Source organism: Winogradskyella echinorum (genome assembly GCF_014297365.1).
In the GTDB taxonomy this organism is placed as follows: Bacteria; Bacteroidota; Bacteroidia; order Flavobacteriales; family Flavobacteriaceae; genus Winogradskyella; species Winogradskyella echinorum.
On record NZ_JACOQD010000006.1, the window covers coordinates 21,969 to 39,424 of the forward strand.

Consider the following 17,456-nt stretch of genomic DNA (forward strand, 5'->3'; position numbering starts at 1 on the left):
GTAAAACCATACGGGATTATAAAATTAACTTTGCTAACAGCTATCAGCTAACAGCTAACAGCCATCAGCTAACACTACCCAACAGCAGCAATTTTCATACAATGACCTTGCGCCAACTCATACAAATCACCATTCACTTCTTGGTAAAACACAATCGCTGTCGCAGCATACAAGGCAGTCGTAGCAGGAATAGGAGCATAAGCAGTTAAATCTACAGTCAAATCCGTAGCTGCACCAACCATGGAACCCAAAGCAATAGCATCACTATAAACAACGCTACCCACACCATTTGGTGTATCTTCCACAGGGTCGTAAGCTTTTAGAGCAGGTACCCATTCGTAATTACTCACATACCCTGCTGCTAAAACCAACTTACAATGTGTCGCACCTTCTGGCTGTCTTATATAAGTATCGGTGTTAAAATCGGGTATAGACCATGTGACTGTGTCACGTCCAGCATTAATCTCAGGACCTGTAGAGGGCGCGTTAAATTGGCTGTCAAAAGGTTTGTTCACATTAAAGTTAAACCCTATAAACGGTTCTTTGTTGTCCACAACATTCAAGGTGCGCTGTCCACGTAAGCCAGCTCCATTATTCATCATACGACGCATAATACCCGCAACACGAGAGGTGACGTTAGAATCACTCACCAAGCGCAATATCGAAGCAAAGCTTTCTCTAAAACTCTTGCCACCTTTATTGGCTCCGCCAAATTCTTGCATATTCTCACGGGTACGTTGGTACTCTGGAGCATTCATAATACGGTTACGACTCACGCTGCTTTTTGTTTTCACAAAATTCTCACCGTTTTTTCTAAAAAAGGTCAACCCATCTAAGGTCCCTTCTAATCTGATAAATGAATTATTTTTAGCCATAATATTTGATGTTATGATGCATATAGCCATGGCATTATAAAGCTATAATACATCTGGTTAGATAGCCCAAACGTGTTTTGGGTTGTTATTTTTGTCTAAGGGGATTAGTACAGCAATACTACAAATCCGGATGTTATAGTAAGCATAATGCATGTATGCTAATGTGCTGTGGGTCAAACATATAAAAAAATAAATTAACCGTTCGTCGATTTAAATTAACAGATTATCGGTAAAAAATGCATTTTACCGATGATTTTCTAAAATTGGGTCAATATTTTGAACGAATTTTTCATAATATCTAAGCCCACCCGAATAGTAGTTAAGAATCTCATAAAAATGAAAATAAATGAAAAAAAGTTTTCATAAATCGCACATATATAGTGTGTTATGAGATTTGTAGCATCACATAAAATGTTTAGAAATACTTATTTTTTGCACAGAGTACCTACGGTCGTCCTCCGTAGCTCCTTCGGCTGTCCTCCGTCACTCCTTCGTGTAAACACCAATACGAAGCATACAGCCAAGGAATAAAATAGCAATACTCAAAAGAGATACATAAGCGTATCTGTTCTATCATAAATTATTTTCTAGTATCAAGAATAAAACGCACCTTAAAACTTAACGAATAATATCATAAAAACCGATTGGAATAAAAAAGAGGGCATAACAAATGCGATAGCCTTCATGACTACCTATTTATTGAAATAAAAATTAAAGGAACTAAAATGAATAGTGTACAAAAAAATCCCGCACAGTAAAACCAAACGAGTTAAGTAAATTAATGTTGCTAACACCTAACACCTAACACCTAACACCAAACAACTAACAGCCAACAGCTAACAATCAATAGATAATTTGCAAAAACAATAAAAACTAGAAATAGGGAATAATCTAATTTAACGATTTACACTTAAAACCCCTAAACCACTATCGTACTTGAAATTCCGACGCAGTCGGAAAATGCTGTCGGCAGTATATATAACTAAAATCCGTTAAAAATAGCTGAAGCCTTGGAAGCTATTTAGGATTTTAGTTATGGTTTTAATAGCATGATAATGCTATTAAAAATACCTTCGACAGTAAAAGGCTTTTTTGGTAGCTTTTTTAGGCATAAAAAAGTACATATTAAGAAATCCCGCATAGCATAACCACACGAGATTAGTAAATTAAATTGGCTAACAGCTAACAATCCCTAAACAATCCAAACCATTGTAAGAAGTTCTAACCTCAGTTGGTAAGCCCGACCTTCGATTATTTAGTGTAAAACATGCAGTGAAGCAAAGGATTTAGTAAAAATCGAAGGAAGGATTAACAATTTATATATAAAATGGCTAGTTGGGAGTTTAAATTATTAAAACGTCCAATGCCCACCATTTTTACGCCGTAGCGAACATAATGTTTAGCTAAATAATCGGCAGTCTTGATTTTTTTGATTCGTTTTTTGATCAAGCAAAAAATGAATAGTAAAATAAAAAACCCGCAAAGCAAAACCAAACAAAATGAGTAAATTAATTTTGCCAACAGCCAACAGCCAACAGCTAACAGCTAACAGCCAACAACTAAAACAACCTACACACTATTCCTTACCAATCCTATTGTACGCACGAATAACAGCAACAGCCCATATAACAACACAGACCGTTACAAAAACGGATAACCATATAATTATATCATTTCCGTCCATTGTAAATCTGTTTTATAAATATAACGATGCCCAAAAGTGTTGGTGCCCAAAGTCCAATAAATATAGCATGAAGCTGGTCTCCTCTTAGAAATAGATATTCTGCTACAATAATAATTATGGCACAAATCGCAAGCATAAACAGATTTAAAGTACCAATAGTTTTTAGGAAATTCATTGTGGTTAATATGTTAGATGCCCTAAGTTAATAAAAAAATTAGTAGCCTATATGTTTTAATCTCAAATTAAGGAGCTTTAACTTTGTAAAAAACAATAATGCTTATGTCTAAGGATAAGAAGCCAGATCAGGTAGTATTTAACGACGAAACGCAACGCTATGATGCGGCATTAAAGCCTTATGCTACTAATGTTGGCGCACCTGCTATTGTGGTTACAGATAATTCTACATGGAAAAACAGAAATATTAACAAGGCAAATAAGCAAATAAAAGCCAAGTATTTAGAGCTGAAGGCAGAATATGAAAAAATGATGGAAGCACTAGAATATAATACTTTGGTGTACAATTCGCGTTATAATTTCGAACCGATTGTTGGAGAAACTTACCATTTGTATCGCGATAAGCAAGAAAAGTTCTTTTTATCTATAATAGCACCTGACGATTGTAACTTTGACTTTGTCGGTAGTTTTGAACTAAATAGTGAATTCATTTGGAAAAAGAAGGAAGACTAACACGCTTCCAGCTTTAAACACTCGCTGCAAAGTCTGAAAGCACAATGCGTATCCATAGAATTACAATTCCAACCCTTTAACATTGTCTAGTTCTAAACCTAGAAACAACAATTTATGAAACGTAGGTAATTGGGCGCCACTTTCGGTAGTAATCCAATTTTCCCATGTGGCTTCTAAACCATCAATAGGCAAAATATCCACCCACATTTGGTAGCTTTTAGGTTTTCCGTTTGCATCAAAATGCCAAAGGTAAGAATCACCAGGAGTACTGCCACCAGACATATAAGTAACTAAAAGCGCTGTTTCCCCAGATTCGGTTTGTACCAAACGACGTTCTACACCAGCATCAAAAACTTTGTATGGAGCCACTAACCAAAACGAATCATTGTTAAAGTAGTCCGTAGCTGTATCAATATAATCTTGTTTTTCTATACCATTATAGTCTTGCTTGGCCAAAAAAACTTTAGAATTCGCCTTGTTTTTAAAGTCTAAAATGACCGTAAAATGACTCCAAGACACTTCGCAAGTCTTATCCGTTTTATACCATTTGTAATGGTGTTTGCCTTTAAAGGTCCACTCTAAGTAATCCGTGTTTAAATACGCTTCTTCATTTAGGGCTTGTAGCATTTGTGTTGCCAATTGGTCTGCTTTGGCACCTTGTTGTCCAGTAGGTAAATCTTCGTTGTATTTTAAATACATAAAACCAAAGAGTAGGAGTGTAGGTAAGGTGAAAAAGATAATAAGACCTCCTATTATTTTTAGGATACGTTTTGTATTTAGTGTTTTTGCCAAAAGGAATATTGTTTAAGCAAATTTAATAAAGTATTTGTCATGCTAAACTCGTTTCACTATCTAATTATATGTGAGATGCTGAAACAAGTTCAGGATGACAATTCAATATATTTATTAACTTTTAGTTATCCGACTTATAACCAGCAGGTCGTTTCCAACGTACAGGAGCTTTAGGTTCTGGTTTCATTTTAAACTCATTACCTTTTAATAATTTAAGCGCTTCTTCTATAGCACGTTCTAATTGTGGATCAATACCTTTAGAAGTTAATTTAGGGGCTTGTATCACTTCAATATCTGGTGCAACACCTTCTCCTTCTACAGCCCACTCACCGTTAACATCGTAAAAACCTCCGCGTGGTGCCACCATACGGCCTCCATCTATAAATGCAGGAGTATCCCAAGTACCTACAAGGCCTCCCCAAGTTTTTGTCCCGATTAATGGACCAATGTTTTTCATCTTAAACATGTAAGGTAATAAGTCGCCTCCAGAACCAGCACGCTCGTTAATGAGCATTACTTTTGGTCCCCAAATACCTGCAATTGGAGTGGTCCAAGGGCGTTTGTCTCCTGCTTTACTATTAAAATACCCGAATAACTCACGAGACATCACATCGATCATATAATCTGCAGCAGAACCACCACCATTATTACGTTCGTCTATAACAGCTCCTTTTTTATCTTGTTGCGAAAAATAGTAACGGTTAAAAGAGGTAAAACCGCCTCCACCTGTGTTCGGTACATAGACATAAGCTAATTTACCATTAGAAAGTTCATCTACTTTTCTACGATTGCCTTCTACCCAATCCACAGTTCTTAAACCACGCTCATTACCAATAGGTTTTACCAAAATGGTTTTAGCATCTGCCATCGATGGTTTTGAGTTTACAGTGATATTAATTTCGCGTCCAGAGGTTTGCTCTAATAAACTATAAGGATTAACATCAGCCGAAAGCGTAGTGCCATTAATAGCTAAAATATAGTCGCCTTCATTCACATGGATGCCTGGTTGCGCTAATGGAGCTTTTAAGTTAGGATTCCAACGTTCTCCATTAAAGATTTTAGAAATCTTAAAGTGTCCATTAACCAATTCAATATCGCAACCTAATAAACCAACTGGCACACGATCTACATCTGGAAAATCACCACCAGACACATACGAATGGCCAACAGCAACTTCTCCACTCATAATATCCACCACATAGTTTAAGTCTGTTCGGTGACGTACATGGTCTATCCAAGGAGAATACCATTTATAGACCTCATCCCAAGGGGCACCATGCACATTATCTACGTACAAAAAGTCGCGCATATATCTCCAACCTTCCTTAAAGATTTGATGGGCCTCGGCTTTAGGATCTAGTTTTATTTTTAGGTTCGTTTTTAAGTTGTCTTTTCCTGGTTTTGGAGGTGCAGCGGCACCGGTTAATACCCAACTTCTATTCTGAAACAATAAGACGGAGTTTCTATCTTCTGATGCTACCATTTGAGAAACACCATCCGCATAGTCCGTAGCTTTTTCCTTTTCTACATCGTATGAATGTACTTTTAAGCCGTTGGCATTAGGAATGGCTTCGGCTACAAACACTTTGTTTTTTTGGCCTTTTAAAAGGGCTATATAGTTTCTAGCTGGTAAATCTAAGGCAACAGCACGATCGAAAATTCCGTTTTCATCTATTGTAACGGTAACTCCTTCTGATGCTTTTTTGTCATCTTTTTTACTGTCTTTATCACTGACCGAAGTTGAAGTGTCGTCTTTCTTAACATCTTCCTTGTCACTCTTTGGAAGATTAGGGGCTTCGTCTTGAGAGTTTAAAACAACAGCATATAAACTTCGGGTTAAATTAGCCGCAGGATCGTAATTACTCATATCTAACCATCCCGATTGTAAGCCATAGTTAGTACTGGCTAATGTATATAGATATTTCCCAGAAGCATCCCAAACCGGACTAATAGCATCTGCGATAGGATCGGTTAGTTGAATGGTTTTCTTTGAATCTACATTATAAGCAAAAATGGATTTAAAGTGACTATCTTGTTGTTTAGGAAATGCAATCCATTTACTATCTGGTGACCACACCGGATTCATGGTACGATTAGGATGTGCATAACGATCTGTTGCTACTTTACGCGCCTTTTTAGTTTCTAAATTAAGAATCCAGACATTATAATGGGTGTCTGAATAGGCAATGTATTTGCCATCTGGTGACCAATCTGGTTGAAAGTAAAACGTTGGATTAGGCAATTTTATAGCTTCTACATTCTGACCATCTTGATCTGCAAGCATTAATTGATACTCTCCGCTTTTATCAGAAAACCAGGCGATTTTATCTCCTTTTGGTGACCAAATAGGACTTCGGTCTGCAACACCTGGTGAGTTGGTAATGTTTTTCCATGTACCGTTTTCTTTTGGCACTGTAAATATTTCACCTCGATGTTCAAATATAGCACGTTTGCCTTTTGGTGATACATTAGGATTAGATAATTGAAATCCTGATACATTATCCCATTTTGAACGGTAAAAGGTTAAATCTGCTTTTACATCTATATTTAATTGAGACGTTTTTCCCGAACTTGGATTGTACACATGTAGGTAACCTCCTTGCTCGTAAACTATTTTGTCTTTACTAGCATCTAAGCTTTTGACATCGAATTTTTTATGAAACGTTATTTGTTTTTCTTCTTTGGTACTTGGGTTGAAGGACCAAATATTCATTGTATAATTGCGCTCAGACATAAAGTAAACAATCCCATCTAACCACACAGGATCTAAGTGACGCTCACCAGTTGGTTGCGATGTTCTTACTAAATCTTTTGTTTTCATATCTACCACCCAAATCGGCATGGCTTGTCCTCCTCTGTAGTTTCTCCATTCGGCATCCCAACCTGTAATTGGCGTATAAGCTAAGTATTTACCATCGGCTGATAACTCTCCATAAGCTGCTCTTGGAATATCTAAAGCTTCAGGTAAGCCTCCTTTAGTAGAAACTGTAAAGAATTTATTGGTCATGGTTGGTTGCGCTTCGCGCCCAGAACGAAAGAGTACTTTTCCGTCTGGTGTCCAGCCTTGTACAAAATCACCACCTGGATGATAGGTAAGACGTTTGGGTTCTCCTCCTTCAGAGGGCATTACAAAAACATCGACGTTACCATCGTATTGTGCTGTAAATGCAATTTGTTTACCGTCGTTAGAAAAGTGTGGACTCGATTCGTAGCCATCGTCACTAGTTAGTCTAATGGCTGTGCCACCATTTACGGATGCTTTCCATAAATCGTTAGCATAGACAAAGACAACATCATCTCCATGTAATGTAGGTTGTCGTAAGAGTTGTGTGCCTTGAGAAAAGCTGAATAGTGAATAGCATAAGGCTAGAGCAATACTAAATTGTCGCATTTTTTGATTGGTTTTTAGAAGTTGGTAAGTTGATTGCATTTGGTGCTTATAAATATACGATTTAGAGTTTGTGGAAATTCTAAAACAATGTTAAAAACTGTTTGGTTAGTATATAATTTATAGACTGGTTCTCGATATAAAATTGCGAAATAGCAATTTCAATCGAACTGACGTAAGTGTGATTTAATTATAGGATACTATTTAGTCACTTCGAGTGATTTCGAAGAATGAGAAATTATATCGAGAAGTATCTAAAACCCAACTGCTGTATCATCACCACGTTTATCTGCACCACCTTCTAGTGTGCCATCATCTAGCATTAAGATACCATCTACAATTCCGATAATAGGAGAGCGTTCCTCATTAATTGTATAGCCTAGAGCCTCTAGTTCTTTAATGAGTTTTTTATCAAAAGAATGAGGTTCCATACGAATTTCGTCTGGTAGCCATTGGTTATGAAAACGAGGTGCATTTACGGCTTCTTGCATCGTTAATTCAAATTCATGTATGTTTAAAATAGTTTGTAATACTGAGGTAATAATTGTAGAACCTCCAGGTGTGCCAACAGACATATAAAATTCACCATCTTTTTCAACGATTGTTGGAGTCATAGAACTTAGCATTCGTTTTTCAGGTGCGATGCTATTAGCTTCAGCACCAATTAAACCATAGTAATTGGGTTCGCCTGGTTTACTACTAAAATCATCCATCTCGTTGTTTAAAAAGAAGCCTAATTCTTCTACATAAAGTTTAGAGCCATAACCACCATTTAAAGTAGTGGTAACTGCAATGGCATTGCCAAACTGATCAACAATAGAGTAGTGTGTGGTTTCATCACTTTCGTAGCCAACAATGTCACCATGAGAAATAGAGTCGGCAGGAGTTGGACTTTTAAAAGAAAAGTTTTCCATTCTTTTATGCAAATACACTTCACTTGTCAAGGTTTTAATAGGAATATCTACAAAGTCTGGATCTCCTAAATAATAACTGCGATCTGCATAAGCACGCTTTTCAGCTTCAACTAAAACTTGAATTGCCTTTAATGAGTTATGTCCATAATCTTTTAAATCGAAAGGCTCAACCATGGTCATTATTTGATTAAGACACACTCCACCTGAGGAAGGTGGTGACATAGATGTAATGGTTAAATCATCATATTGAAACGAAATTGGATCTCTCCATTTGGCTTCATATTTTGCTAAATCTTCAAGCGTTATAATACTTCCTTTAGCTTGAAGAAATTCTACCAGTTTTTTAGCCGTTTCACCTTTATAGAATTCATCTCTTCCATTTTTAGATATACGTTGCAAGGTTTCTGCTAAAGCGGTATTGATAATTTGGTCACCAGATTTTAGGTTATTGTTATAAAGGATTTCCTTTCCGTTTACAGCCCTAAACATACTGTCGTAATGCGCAATTCGTTTTTCTTGTTTATCTGTAATGTAATAGCCATTTTTAGCAAGTGCTATAACGGGTTTTAAAATGGTAGTAACATCGAGTTTTCCAAAGCGTTTTTGAGCTTCAAAAATACCTGCTATAGTTCCTGGAATACCTACAGCCATTGAGCCAACAGTACTGAGGTCTTTAATAACATTTCCATCATCATCTAAATACATATCTTTAGTCGCTGCTAAGGGTGCTTTTTCTCTATAATCCAAAGCACCTTTTGTACCATCTGCCATTCTATAGATTAAAAAACCTCCTCCTCCAAGATTACCAGCATATGGATAGGCAACTGCCAAAGCCATTTCAGTTGCCATCATAGCATCAAAAGCATTACCACCTTGCTTAAGGATTTCTGCTCCAATTTTAGAGGCTTCTTCTCTAGCACTCACTACCATAGCTTTTTTTGCTATAAGTCCTCTTTTATTTGTTGATGTTTTGGATAGTTTTTCGTCTTTTTTACAACTTGAAATACTTATTAAAAGCGCAAAACATAAAAGGAGTAAACGATTCATATTTTAAATTGTTTTTCTATTTCTAAACGTTTGTTAGTGCTAAACTCTATTAACTCGTTAAAGAATACAGTAAAATCATTTTCAAAAGCACTATAGTTTTCTTTGAGTTCTTTTGTAGCCTCATTCATTTTAGAGCGTCCTTTAGTTCGTCTGTTCATGCCATCTAACACTAACTGAATTCCGTCTATAGTCGCATAACTAAGTAACCAATTACCTTCAATCATTATAGGTGTTAGTTTTTGAAAACGCTCTGGTAAAACATGTAAATGTTTATTGAGACTTTTATAAAAATCATCTATATATTCTGCTAAGGGTATATCGGAATAATCTTTCCAATTCTTAGCTAAAAAATGGTCGTAAAAAATATCTACTATGACACCACTATAGTGTCCGTAGTTTTTATGTAATCGCTTAGTACTCTGTCTTACAACAGGATGTGCATCTGTAAATGTATCAATCTCGCGATGCAGTTGAATACCAGCTTGCATTGCAACAGGAAAGCGGGTATAATTTTTACCTCTAACACCATCACCAGCAAAATTGCCTATGGTTAAAAGTTCATTGTCACTAGACAAATAGATATGTGCTAAGAAATTCATGAGTCCGAATTTACAAATTCATAATAACAAAATAGTAATAAAGCGTATATCTATTTATATTTGCTGAAAATCAAAATTATATATGACTTTAATAAAATCTATTTCAGGAATCAGAGGTACTATAGGAGGTAAAGTTGAAGAAAATTTAACACCAATTGATGCGGTTAAATTTGCCGCAGCTTATGGTACATGGCTAAAACAACAACGTAATAAAGAAAATTACAGAGTAGTAGTTGGACGTGATGCGCGTATCTCTGGAGAAATGATTCAGAATTTAGTAATGAATACTTTAGTCGGACTGGGAATCCATGTCATAGATGTGGATTTATCTACAACGCCAACGGTTGAAGTCGCTGTACCAATGGAGCATGCAGATGGTGGTATTATATTAACAGCAAGTCATAATCCAAAACAATGGAATGCTTTAAAACTTTTAAATGCAAAAGGTGAATTTTTGAATGGTGCAGAAGGACAAAAGATACTAGAGATAGCAGAATCTAACGATATGAATTTTGCTGAGGTTGATGATTTAGGTAAGATTACAAAAAATACGGCTTACATAGATTTGCATATTGAGGAAGTTTTAAAATTACCATTAGTAAATGCTAAAGCCATTGAAAACGCTAATTTTAAAGTAGTTGTTGATGGTGTAAATTCTACAGGTGGTATTGCAATTCCACTTTTATTAGAACGTTTAGGTGTGCATCCTGTTAAACTGTATTGTGATCCAACAGGACATTTTCCTCATAACCCAGAGCCATTAAAAGAACATTTAGGTGATTTGGCTGCTGCGGTTGTAAAAGAGCGTGCCGATTTTGGTATAGTCGTAGATCCAGATGTGGATAGATTAGCATTTATGGATGAAAATGGAGACATGTTTGGAGAAGAATATACATTGGTGGCCTGTGCTGATTATGTGTTGAGTAAAAATCCCGGAAATACAGTAAGTAACATGAGTTCTACTAGAGCGTTGAGAGATGTTACTGAGAAACACGGAGGCATGTACGAAGCTAGTGCAGTTGGAGAAGTGAATGTAGTTGAGTTAATGAAAAAGAATAATGTGGTTATTGGTGGTGAAGGTAATGGGGGTATTATTTATCCAGAATTACATTACGGTCGTGATGCATTAGTTGGTGTGGCTTTATTTTTAAGCTTATTAGCTGAAAAGCGAATGAAAGTGAGCGAGTTAAGAGCCTCTTATCCTAACTATTATATGAGTAAGAAAAAGATAGAATTAACTCCAGGATTAGATGTTGATGGAATTTTAAGTACTATGGAATCTAATTATAGTCATGAAAAGTTGACCACTATTGATGGAGTAAAAATTGACTTCGCTGATAGTTGGGTACACTTACGTAAAAGCAATACAGAACCTATTATTAGAATATACACGGAAGCTCCATCTCAAGAAGCTGCAGATACATTAGCTGATCGTTTTATTGCCGAAATAAAGGCTATTGCTAATATTTAGTACCTTTGAGTAGATGGTTCAAAAGTTAAAATAATCTGTCATTTTTATAAAGTTAGAAACAGTAGTAAATACAAATGTTATGATTTCTGAAGTTAAACATAAAGAATCGACTGAACTTGAAACTTACTTCAATCAGTTCAGAAAGCATATAATAGGACAAGATCAAACTTTTATATCACCTTATGGTGAACAAAAAATCATATATACAGATTGGACTGCTTCGGGTCGTTTATATAGACCAATAGAAGAAAAGTTATGTAACGATTTTGGACCTTTTGTTGCCAATACACATACTGAAACTACAGTGTCTGGTACAGCCATGACAAAGGCATATCATAAGGCTAAACAGATTATTAAGGATCATGTTAATAGTAATGAAGATGATGTTTTAATTGTGTCTGGCAATGGCATGACAGGTGTAGTAAACAAGTTTCAGCGTATTCTTGGTTTAAAAGTTCCGGAAAATTTAAAAGATTATACAAAGATACCTGATGAGATGCGACCAGTAGTTTTTGTGTCTCATATGGAGCATCATTCTAACCAAACCTCGTGGTTAGAAACGATGGCCAAGGTTGAAGTTATTCCACCAAATAAAAACGGATTAGTTTGCCTAGAAAATTTAGAAAAATTACTTCTACAATATAAAGATCGAACGATAAAAATTGCTTCGATTAGTGGAGGATCTAATGTAACAGGCTTGCAAACACCTCATCATAAAATAGCTAAATTAATGCACAAGCACGATGGAGTTTGTTTTGTAGATTTCGCTTGTTCTGCACCATATATAGAAATTGATATGCATCCTAAAGATAAAGATGCACAATTAGATGCTATTTTCTTTTCACCTCATAAGTTTTTGGGTGGTCCAGGTACTTCTGGTGTATTGGTTTTTAATAAAAAGCTTTATAAAAACATGATACCAGATTGTCCAGGAGGTGGTACTGTCAGTTGGACCAATCCTTGGGGCGAACATAAGTATATAGATAATATTGAAGATAGGGAAGATGGAGGTACTCCTGGATTTCTTCAAACCATAAAGACGGCACTCTCTGTAAAATTAAAAGAGCAAATGGGAGTCGATAATATGTTGAAACGCGAGCATCAATTAGTCGATTTCATTTTTAAGAAGTTAGAGCCAATTTCTAATATTAATATTCTTGCAGGTCAACATAAAGATAGGTTAGGTGTGATTTCATTTTATATAGATGATTTGCACTTTAATTTAGGTGTTAAATTGCTCAACGATAAATTCGGAATACAAACACGAGGTGGTTGCAGTTGCGCAGGGACTTATGGACATTTTTTACTGCATGTAGATCAGCAAATGTCTAATGAGTTAACCAATGAGATTTCTATAGGCGATTTAATACGTAAACCAGGTTGGATTCGTATGTCTATTCATCCAACAACCACTAATGCAGAAATAGAATTTGTTTGCGATAGTATTATTGATTTAGCCAAAAATCATGATACTTGGTCTAAGGATTATGAATACTCAAAATGTAATAATGAGTTTATTCATAAATCTTTAATAAATAAACCTTGTAATGCAACGAATGTAGATGCTTGGTTTAATTTGGATTAAGTAATGTTTCTAAGTCTACTAAATAAAGACAATTAACATTTTAAAGAAATTCCGCAGGAACTTCATCTTTATGTTTCCAACGTTTATGGGTCCATAAGTAGAATTCTGGTTTTTCATAGATTTGTTTCTCTATGAAGTCGATATACAAATCTGTAATTTCGTAGTTCTTATAGTCTCTAGGATTCATTATAAGATTATGAAAAGTGGCTTCGTAATAACCACGTTTTACTTTTTCTATTTTAAAAAATAGTACAGGTACATCTAACCGTTTAGCAATCATTTCTGGACCAGTAATAACAGGAGCTTTAATGCCCAAAAAGTTTCTCCAATAATGCGCCTTATCTTTTTTTGGTGATTGGTCTGCCGCAAAACCTGCTGCGAATAATTCACCTTCTTTTTTTAAACTTGTTAGTGTAGAAATCGTTTTTTTGGTTGTTACCAAATAGGCATTGTATTTAGCTCTAATGCGTTTTACGAGCTTATCGAAATATTTATTTCTTAAGCGTTTGTATATGGCGTAGCCTTTATGTTTTATATGGCGTTGTATAACAACAGTCCATTCCCAATTAGCATAATGCGAACACATTAATAATACACTTCTATTTTGTGTTTCTAGCTCCTTTATTTTTTCAATATTGGTGTAGACAAATCGTTTTTTTATTTCACTCTCTTTTATGGTTAGTGATTTTATCGCTTCTAAAATAATATCACAAAAATGGCTATAGAATTTTTTAGTAATATCTGAAATTTCTTTTTCAGATTTGTCTGGGAAAACCAAGCGTAAGTTGCCTTTGACTATAGATTTTCTATAGCCAAATACACGATATAGCCAAAAACAAAGTATATCTGAAAGTCCGTATAATAATCTAAACGGAAGCATAGATACTAACCACAGAATCGGATAAATAAGAATATAGGCAATAAGTTGCATTAAAAGATGTTAGCTTTGAAGCGCAAAGATATATTATATTTGACTTATAACTTTAGCTTACATGAACAATAATTTAGACCCAGTTACCATAGTAATAATTGCAGCCAATGTAATTATGTCCTTAAAAGGCTTTAATGATCGTTCTTTTTTTGAACAATATAAGTTTAATGTAGGAAGTATAAGACGAGGAGAACAGATAAGAATGTTTAGCTCAGCCTTTCTGCATGCAGATCCTACACACTTGTTATTTAATATGGTTACACTATATTTTTTTGCAAGTTATGTTATTGAACCTTTAGGGACTTTAAATTTTGTTATAATCTATATAGCAAGTTTAGTGTTTGGTAATTTATTGTCCTTGTATTTTCATAAAGATGAATATTGGTATAGTGCCATTGGTGCAAGTGGAGCTGTTACAGGTGTTTTGTATTCAGCTATTCTTATACAACCAGAAATGAGTTTGTATATGTTTTTTGTTCCTATTCCTATTCCAGGATATATTTTTGGTATAGGATACCTTTTATACTCAATTTATGGTATGAAAAATAGAATAGGTAACATTGGGCATGATGCTCATTTTGGTGGAGCTGTTGGTGGTTATATAGTTACACTAATCTTAATGCCTAGTTTATTTAAAACTGATTTGGGACATATAGGTTTACTAGCAATACCAATTATAATATTATATGTGCTATATAAAACAGGAAAGCTCAATTAAATATAATTGAGCTTTCTTGTTGTTTTAAACTAATTTCTATTGATTTAGAAGTTCTTCTACCTTTAATTGCAACGCTTTTCCACGTAAGTTTTTATATGCAATTTTACCGTCCTTATCTAAAATATAAGTGGCAGGTATAGATTGGATATTATACAGTTTAGCCACAGGATCATTAAAGTATTGTAAGTTAGATACGTGATGCCATGTTAAATTATCTTTTTTAATAGCCTCTAACCATAATTTTTTAGGATCTTTTTGTCGTTGGTCACCATCTAAAGACACACCTATAATTTCTAAACCTTGATCATGGTATTTTTCATAAATCCTTACCACATTTGGGTTTTCTTTGCGGCATGGTCCACACCAAGCTGCCCAAAAATCTATAATAGTCACTTTGCCTTTTATATCGTTTAGGCTAACCATATCTCCATTAGGATTAGGAGCTTCAAAATTTGGTGCTACTTTACCAATTTCTAAATGTGCTATTTTTTGATATTCTTCATAAAGCTCATCTAATTTTTTTCGTGTTTCTTTACCTTTAGGTGAATCTTTTAAATTCGGAGTAAGGTTTTCAAAGGCCTCAATATAAGCTTCGACGTCAATTTTAGGTTTATTAAGTTCTAAACCAATTAGGTTAAGACTAAAATAGGCGTCATTATTAGCTTTTGCAAATGTTATTGCGTGGTTTGCCATTTCTAAGCTATAACCTTCTAAAACATTATGAATAGAATCCTTTCGCTCTAAATCATTATTTTTAATAGCATCTCTATAGTTAACAATTGTCATTTGGCTTTTTTTCCTAATTTCTGCCATTTCATCCTGAAACTTTATAAAGTCATTATTAGTCTCAGAACCCTTAACAACTGATGCCATCGGGTTTGCCTTATTAACGGTTATGTCAATCTCACTGTTTTCGAGCATAAAAATTAGTTCACCTTTGGTGCCATCTATAGATAAAAAACGAACAGCGGGCTCTTCAATAGAACCGGTTATTTTAAACTTTTCATCCATAACTATTGCTGTGTCAGTCACAACTTGTTGTCCGCGTTCATCAACCTGCTTCAAGTATATTCTTACACCATTATAAACATCTTTTGCATTTCCGTTTATTAGATATCCTGTTCTAGATTCCGTTTTGCAAGCTGTAAGCAATAATCCAATAATAGTAATTGTAAGTATTCTTTTCATGATTTTCTTTTTTTGTAGCACACAAATATATAAACAATGCTGAGAAAATTGAAGAACGGCTTGTGAATTAAATCTTAAATAGTACGTAATCATTTTATAAGAATCATATATTTTACAATACTTTTGCAGTAAAGAATTCTAACATGCATAACGATACTATTGTAGCTTTAGCAACACCATCTGGAAGTGGAGCAATTGCTGTTATAAGATTATCTGGTAATGATGCCATTGCATTAGCCTCTAATTCGTTTAAATCTGTTTCTAATAAAAACTTAAGTGTACAACCCACTCATACCATTCATTTAGGACATATAATTGATGGTGAAAAAACCCTTGATGAGGTTTTGGTATCCGTTTTTAAAAACCCAAATTCGTATACAGGAGAGGATGTTATAGAGATATCTTGCCATGGCTCCAACTATATTCAACAAGAAATCATTCAATTATTTCTTCGAAAAGGCTGCCGAATGGCAACTGCGGGTGAGTTTACGTTGCGAGCTTTTTTAAATGGGAAGCTCGATTTAAGTCAGGCAGAAGCTGTAGCCGATTTAATTTCAAGTGATAATGAAGCCTCACATCAAATTGCGATGCAGCAAATGCGAGGTGGTTTTTCTTCTGAAATTGCCAAGCTACGAGAAGAACTTTTAAATTTTGCATCCTTAATAGAATTAGAACTCGACTTTGCCGAAGAAGATGTAGAGTTTGCGGATAGAACTCAGTTTAAACAATTGATAGAACGCATAACTTTTGTTTTAAAACGTTTAATTGATTCGTTTGCTGTAGGAAATGTGATTAAAAATGGAATTCCAGTGGCTATTGTTGGAGAACCTAATGTTGGGAAATCAACATTATTAAACGCTTTATTGAATGAAGATAGAGCGATTGTATCTGAAATAGCAGGAACCACAAGAGATACTATTGAAGACGAAATTTCTATTGGAGGTATTGGTTTTCGATTTATCGATACTGCAGGTATTAGGGAAACCAAAGATGTGGTTGAGAGTATTGGAATAAAGAAAACCTTTGAAAAAATAGAACAATCGCAGGTCACTATTTACTTATTTGATGCTCAAAAAAATATAGAGACGCTTGAAGCGGTTAGAATTGAGATTGAAAAAATAAGAAATAAATATCCTCAAAAGCCTTTATTGGTGATTGCGAATAAAATAGATACACTTAGTGATTTGCAATTAGCGGAAATCAACAAAAATATTGCAGACGTATTATTGTTATCTGCTAAAACAGGTTTTGGAGTAGAGCAATTAACCAATTCACTTCTTAATTTAATAAATACTGGTGCGCTTAGAAATAACGAAACCATTGTAACTAATTCTCGTCATTATGATGCCTTATTAAAAGCTTTTGAAGAGATTCAGAAAGTGCAGCATGGATTAGAAACAGGCTTGTCTGGTGATTTATTGGCTATCGATATTCGCCAAGCTTTGTATCACTTCGGTGAGATTACAGGAGAAATTACCAATGATGATTTATTGGGTAATATTTTTGCTAATTTTTGTATTGGAAAGTAACTTGCACAACTAGGTGTAACCTCTTCACAGAAATTAAGTAAGTCTAAG

13 protein-coding genes are annotated in these 17,456 nt (G+C 34.9%); 5 read left to right on the forward strand and 8 right to left on the reverse strand.

Annotated elements, in window-relative coordinates; all coding sequences use genetic code 11:
- Positions 1-74: 74 nt before the first annotated feature.
- Both H8K90_RS15135 and H8K90_RS15140 read right to left on the reverse strand, forming a co-directional pair.
- Entirely contained in the window at positions 75-722 is a 648-nt protein-coding gene (locus H8K90_RS15135) for a hypothetical protein (RefSeq protein WP_186846836.1), read from the reverse strand.
- Between the two features lie 1,823 nt (positions 723-2,545).
- The gene (locus tag H8K90_RS15140) at positions 2,546-2,734 is read right to left on the reverse strand and encodes a hypothetical protein (protein ID WP_186846837.1); all 189 of its coding nucleotides are present in this window, start codon (positions 2,732-2,734) and stop codon (positions 2,546-2,548) included.
- 104 nt (positions 2,735-2,838) lie between these two features.
- Between H8K90_RS15140 and H8K90_RS15145 the strand changes: the two genes are divergently transcribed.
- Positions 2,839-3,246 carry a DUF2452 domain-containing protein gene (locus tag H8K90_RS15145; protein ID WP_186846838.1) on the forward strand — a complete coding sequence of 136 codons (408 nt, stop codon included), beginning with the start codon at positions 2,839-2,841 and terminating at the stop codon, positions 3,244-3,246.
- Positions 3,247-3,306: 60 nt separating this feature from the next.
- Here the strand turns inward: H8K90_RS15145 and H8K90_RS15150 are convergent, their stop codons facing one another.
- The 4 genes from H8K90_RS15150 to H8K90_RS15165 all read right to left on the reverse strand — a co-directional run bounded on the left by H8K90_RS15150 (position 3,307) and on the right by H8K90_RS15165 (position 9,986).
- Positions 3,307-4,038, reverse strand: a complete 732-nt coding sequence (locus H8K90_RS15150; RefSeq protein ID WP_186846839.1) for a hypothetical protein — start codon at positions 4,036-4,038, stop codon at positions 3,307-3,309.
- Between the two features lie 121 nt (positions 4,039-4,159).
- Positions 4,160-7,429 carry a S41 family peptidase gene (locus H8K90_RS15155; RefSeq protein WP_186846943.1) on the reverse strand — a complete coding sequence of 1,090 codons (3,270 nt, stop codon included), beginning with the start codon at positions 7,427-7,429 and terminating at the stop codon, positions 4,160-4,162.
- 251 nt (positions 7,430-7,680) lie between these two features.
- Complete coding sequence (ggt, locus tag H8K90_RS15160; protein WP_186846840.1) at positions 7,681-9,387, reverse strand: gamma-glutamyltransferase; 1,707 nt, start codon at positions 9,385-9,387, stop codon at positions 7,681-7,683.
- The gene (locus tag H8K90_RS15165; protein WP_186846841.1) at positions 9,384-9,986 is read right to left on the reverse strand and encodes an acyl carrier protein phosphodiesterase; all 603 of its coding nucleotides are present in this window, start codon (positions 9,984-9,986) and stop codon (positions 9,384-9,386) included. Before H8K90_RS15165 ends, ggt begins: the two co-directional genes overlap by 4 nt.
- Positions 9,987-10,068: 82 nt before the next feature.
- On the opposite strand from H8K90_RS15165, the gene glmM reads away from it, so the two are divergent.
- Positions 10,069-11,457 (forward strand): phosphoglucosamine mutase, encoded by a 1,389-nt coding sequence (glmM, locus tag H8K90_RS15170; protein ID WP_186846842.1) that lies wholly within the window; start codon positions 10,069-10,071, stop codon positions 11,455-11,457.
- A 79-nt stretch (positions 11,458-11,536) separates the two neighbouring features.
- The gene (locus H8K90_RS15175; RefSeq protein ID WP_186846843.1) at positions 11,537-13,042 is read left to right on the forward strand and encodes an aminotransferase class V-fold PLP-dependent enzyme; all 1,506 of its coding nucleotides are present in this window, start codon (positions 11,537-11,539) and stop codon (positions 13,040-13,042) included.
- Positions 13,043-13,082: 40 nt separating this feature from the next.
- Here the strand turns inward: H8K90_RS15175 and H8K90_RS15180 are convergent, their stop codons facing one another.
- Positions 13,083-13,973 carry a lysophospholipid acyltransferase family protein gene (locus tag H8K90_RS15180; RefSeq protein ID WP_186846844.1) on the reverse strand — a complete coding sequence of 297 codons (891 nt, stop codon included), beginning with the start codon at positions 13,971-13,973 and terminating at the stop codon, positions 13,083-13,085.
- A 61-nt stretch (positions 13,974-14,034) separates the two neighbouring features.
- Between H8K90_RS15180 and H8K90_RS15185 the strand changes: the two genes are divergently transcribed.
- Entirely contained in the window at positions 14,035-14,691 is a 657-nt protein-coding gene (locus tag H8K90_RS15185; protein WP_186846845.1) for a rhomboid family intramembrane serine protease, read from the forward strand.
- A 36-nt stretch (positions 14,692-14,727) separates the two neighbouring features.
- On the opposite strand, the gene H8K90_RS15190 is transcribed toward H8K90_RS15185, so the two are convergent.
- Entirely contained in the window at positions 14,728-15,879 is a 1,152-nt protein-coding gene (locus H8K90_RS15190; RefSeq protein WP_186846846.1) for a TlpA disulfide reductase family protein, read from the reverse strand.
- A 143-nt stretch (positions 15,880-16,022) separates the two neighbouring features.
- Between H8K90_RS15190 and mnmE the strand changes: the two genes are divergently transcribed.
- Positions 16,023-17,408, forward strand: a complete 1,386-nt coding sequence (gene mnmE / locus H8K90_RS15195) for a tRNA uridine-5-carboxymethylaminomethyl(34) synthesis GTPase MnmE (protein WP_186846847.1) — start codon at positions 16,023-16,025, stop codon at positions 17,406-17,408.
- Positions 17,409-17,456 lie beyond the last annotated feature (48 nt).

Coding starts and splice junctions, on each gene's coding strand:
- H8K90_RS15135 (WP_186846836.1), bottom strand. CDS start 722: ATGCAAGAATTTGGCGGAGCCAATAAAGGTGGCAAGAGTTTTAGAGAA.
- H8K90_RS15140 (WP_186846837.1), bottom strand. CDS start 2,734: ATGAATTTCCTAAAAACTATTGGTACTTTAAATCTGTTTATGCTTGCG.
- H8K90_RS15145 (WP_186846838.1), top strand. CDS start 2,839: ATGTCTAAGGATAAGAAGCCAGATCAGGTAGTATTTAACGACGAAACG.
- H8K90_RS15155 (WP_186846943.1), bottom strand. CDS start 7,429: ATGCGACAATTTAGTATTGCTCTAGCCTTATGCTATTCACTATTCAGC.
- ggt (WP_186846840.1), bottom strand. CDS start 9,387: ATGAATCGTTTACTCCTTTTATGTTTTGCGCTTTTAATAAGTATTTCA.
- H8K90_RS15165 (WP_186846841.1), bottom strand. CDS start 9,986: ATGAATTTCTTAGCACATATCTATTTGTCTAGTGACAATGAACTTTTA.
- glmM (WP_186846842.1), top strand. CDS start 10,069: ATGACTTTAATAAAATCTATTTCAGGAATCAGAGGTACTATAGGAGGT.
- H8K90_RS15175 (WP_186846843.1), top strand. CDS start 11,537: ATGATTTCTGAAGTTAAACATAAAGAATCGACTGAACTTGAAACTTAC.
- H8K90_RS15180 (WP_186846844.1), bottom strand. CDS start 13,973: ATGCAACTTATTGCCTATATTCTTATTTATCCGATTCTGTGGTTAGTA.
- H8K90_RS15185 (WP_186846845.1), top strand. CDS start 14,035: ATGAACAATAATTTAGACCCAGTTACCATAGTAATAATTGCAGCCAAT.
- H8K90_RS15190 (WP_186846846.1), bottom strand. CDS start 15,879: ATGAAAAGAATACTTACAATTACTATTATTGGATTATTGCTTACAGCT.
- mnmE (WP_186846847.1), top strand. CDS start 16,023: ATGCATAACGATACTATTGTAGCTTTAGCAACACCATCTGGAAGTGGA.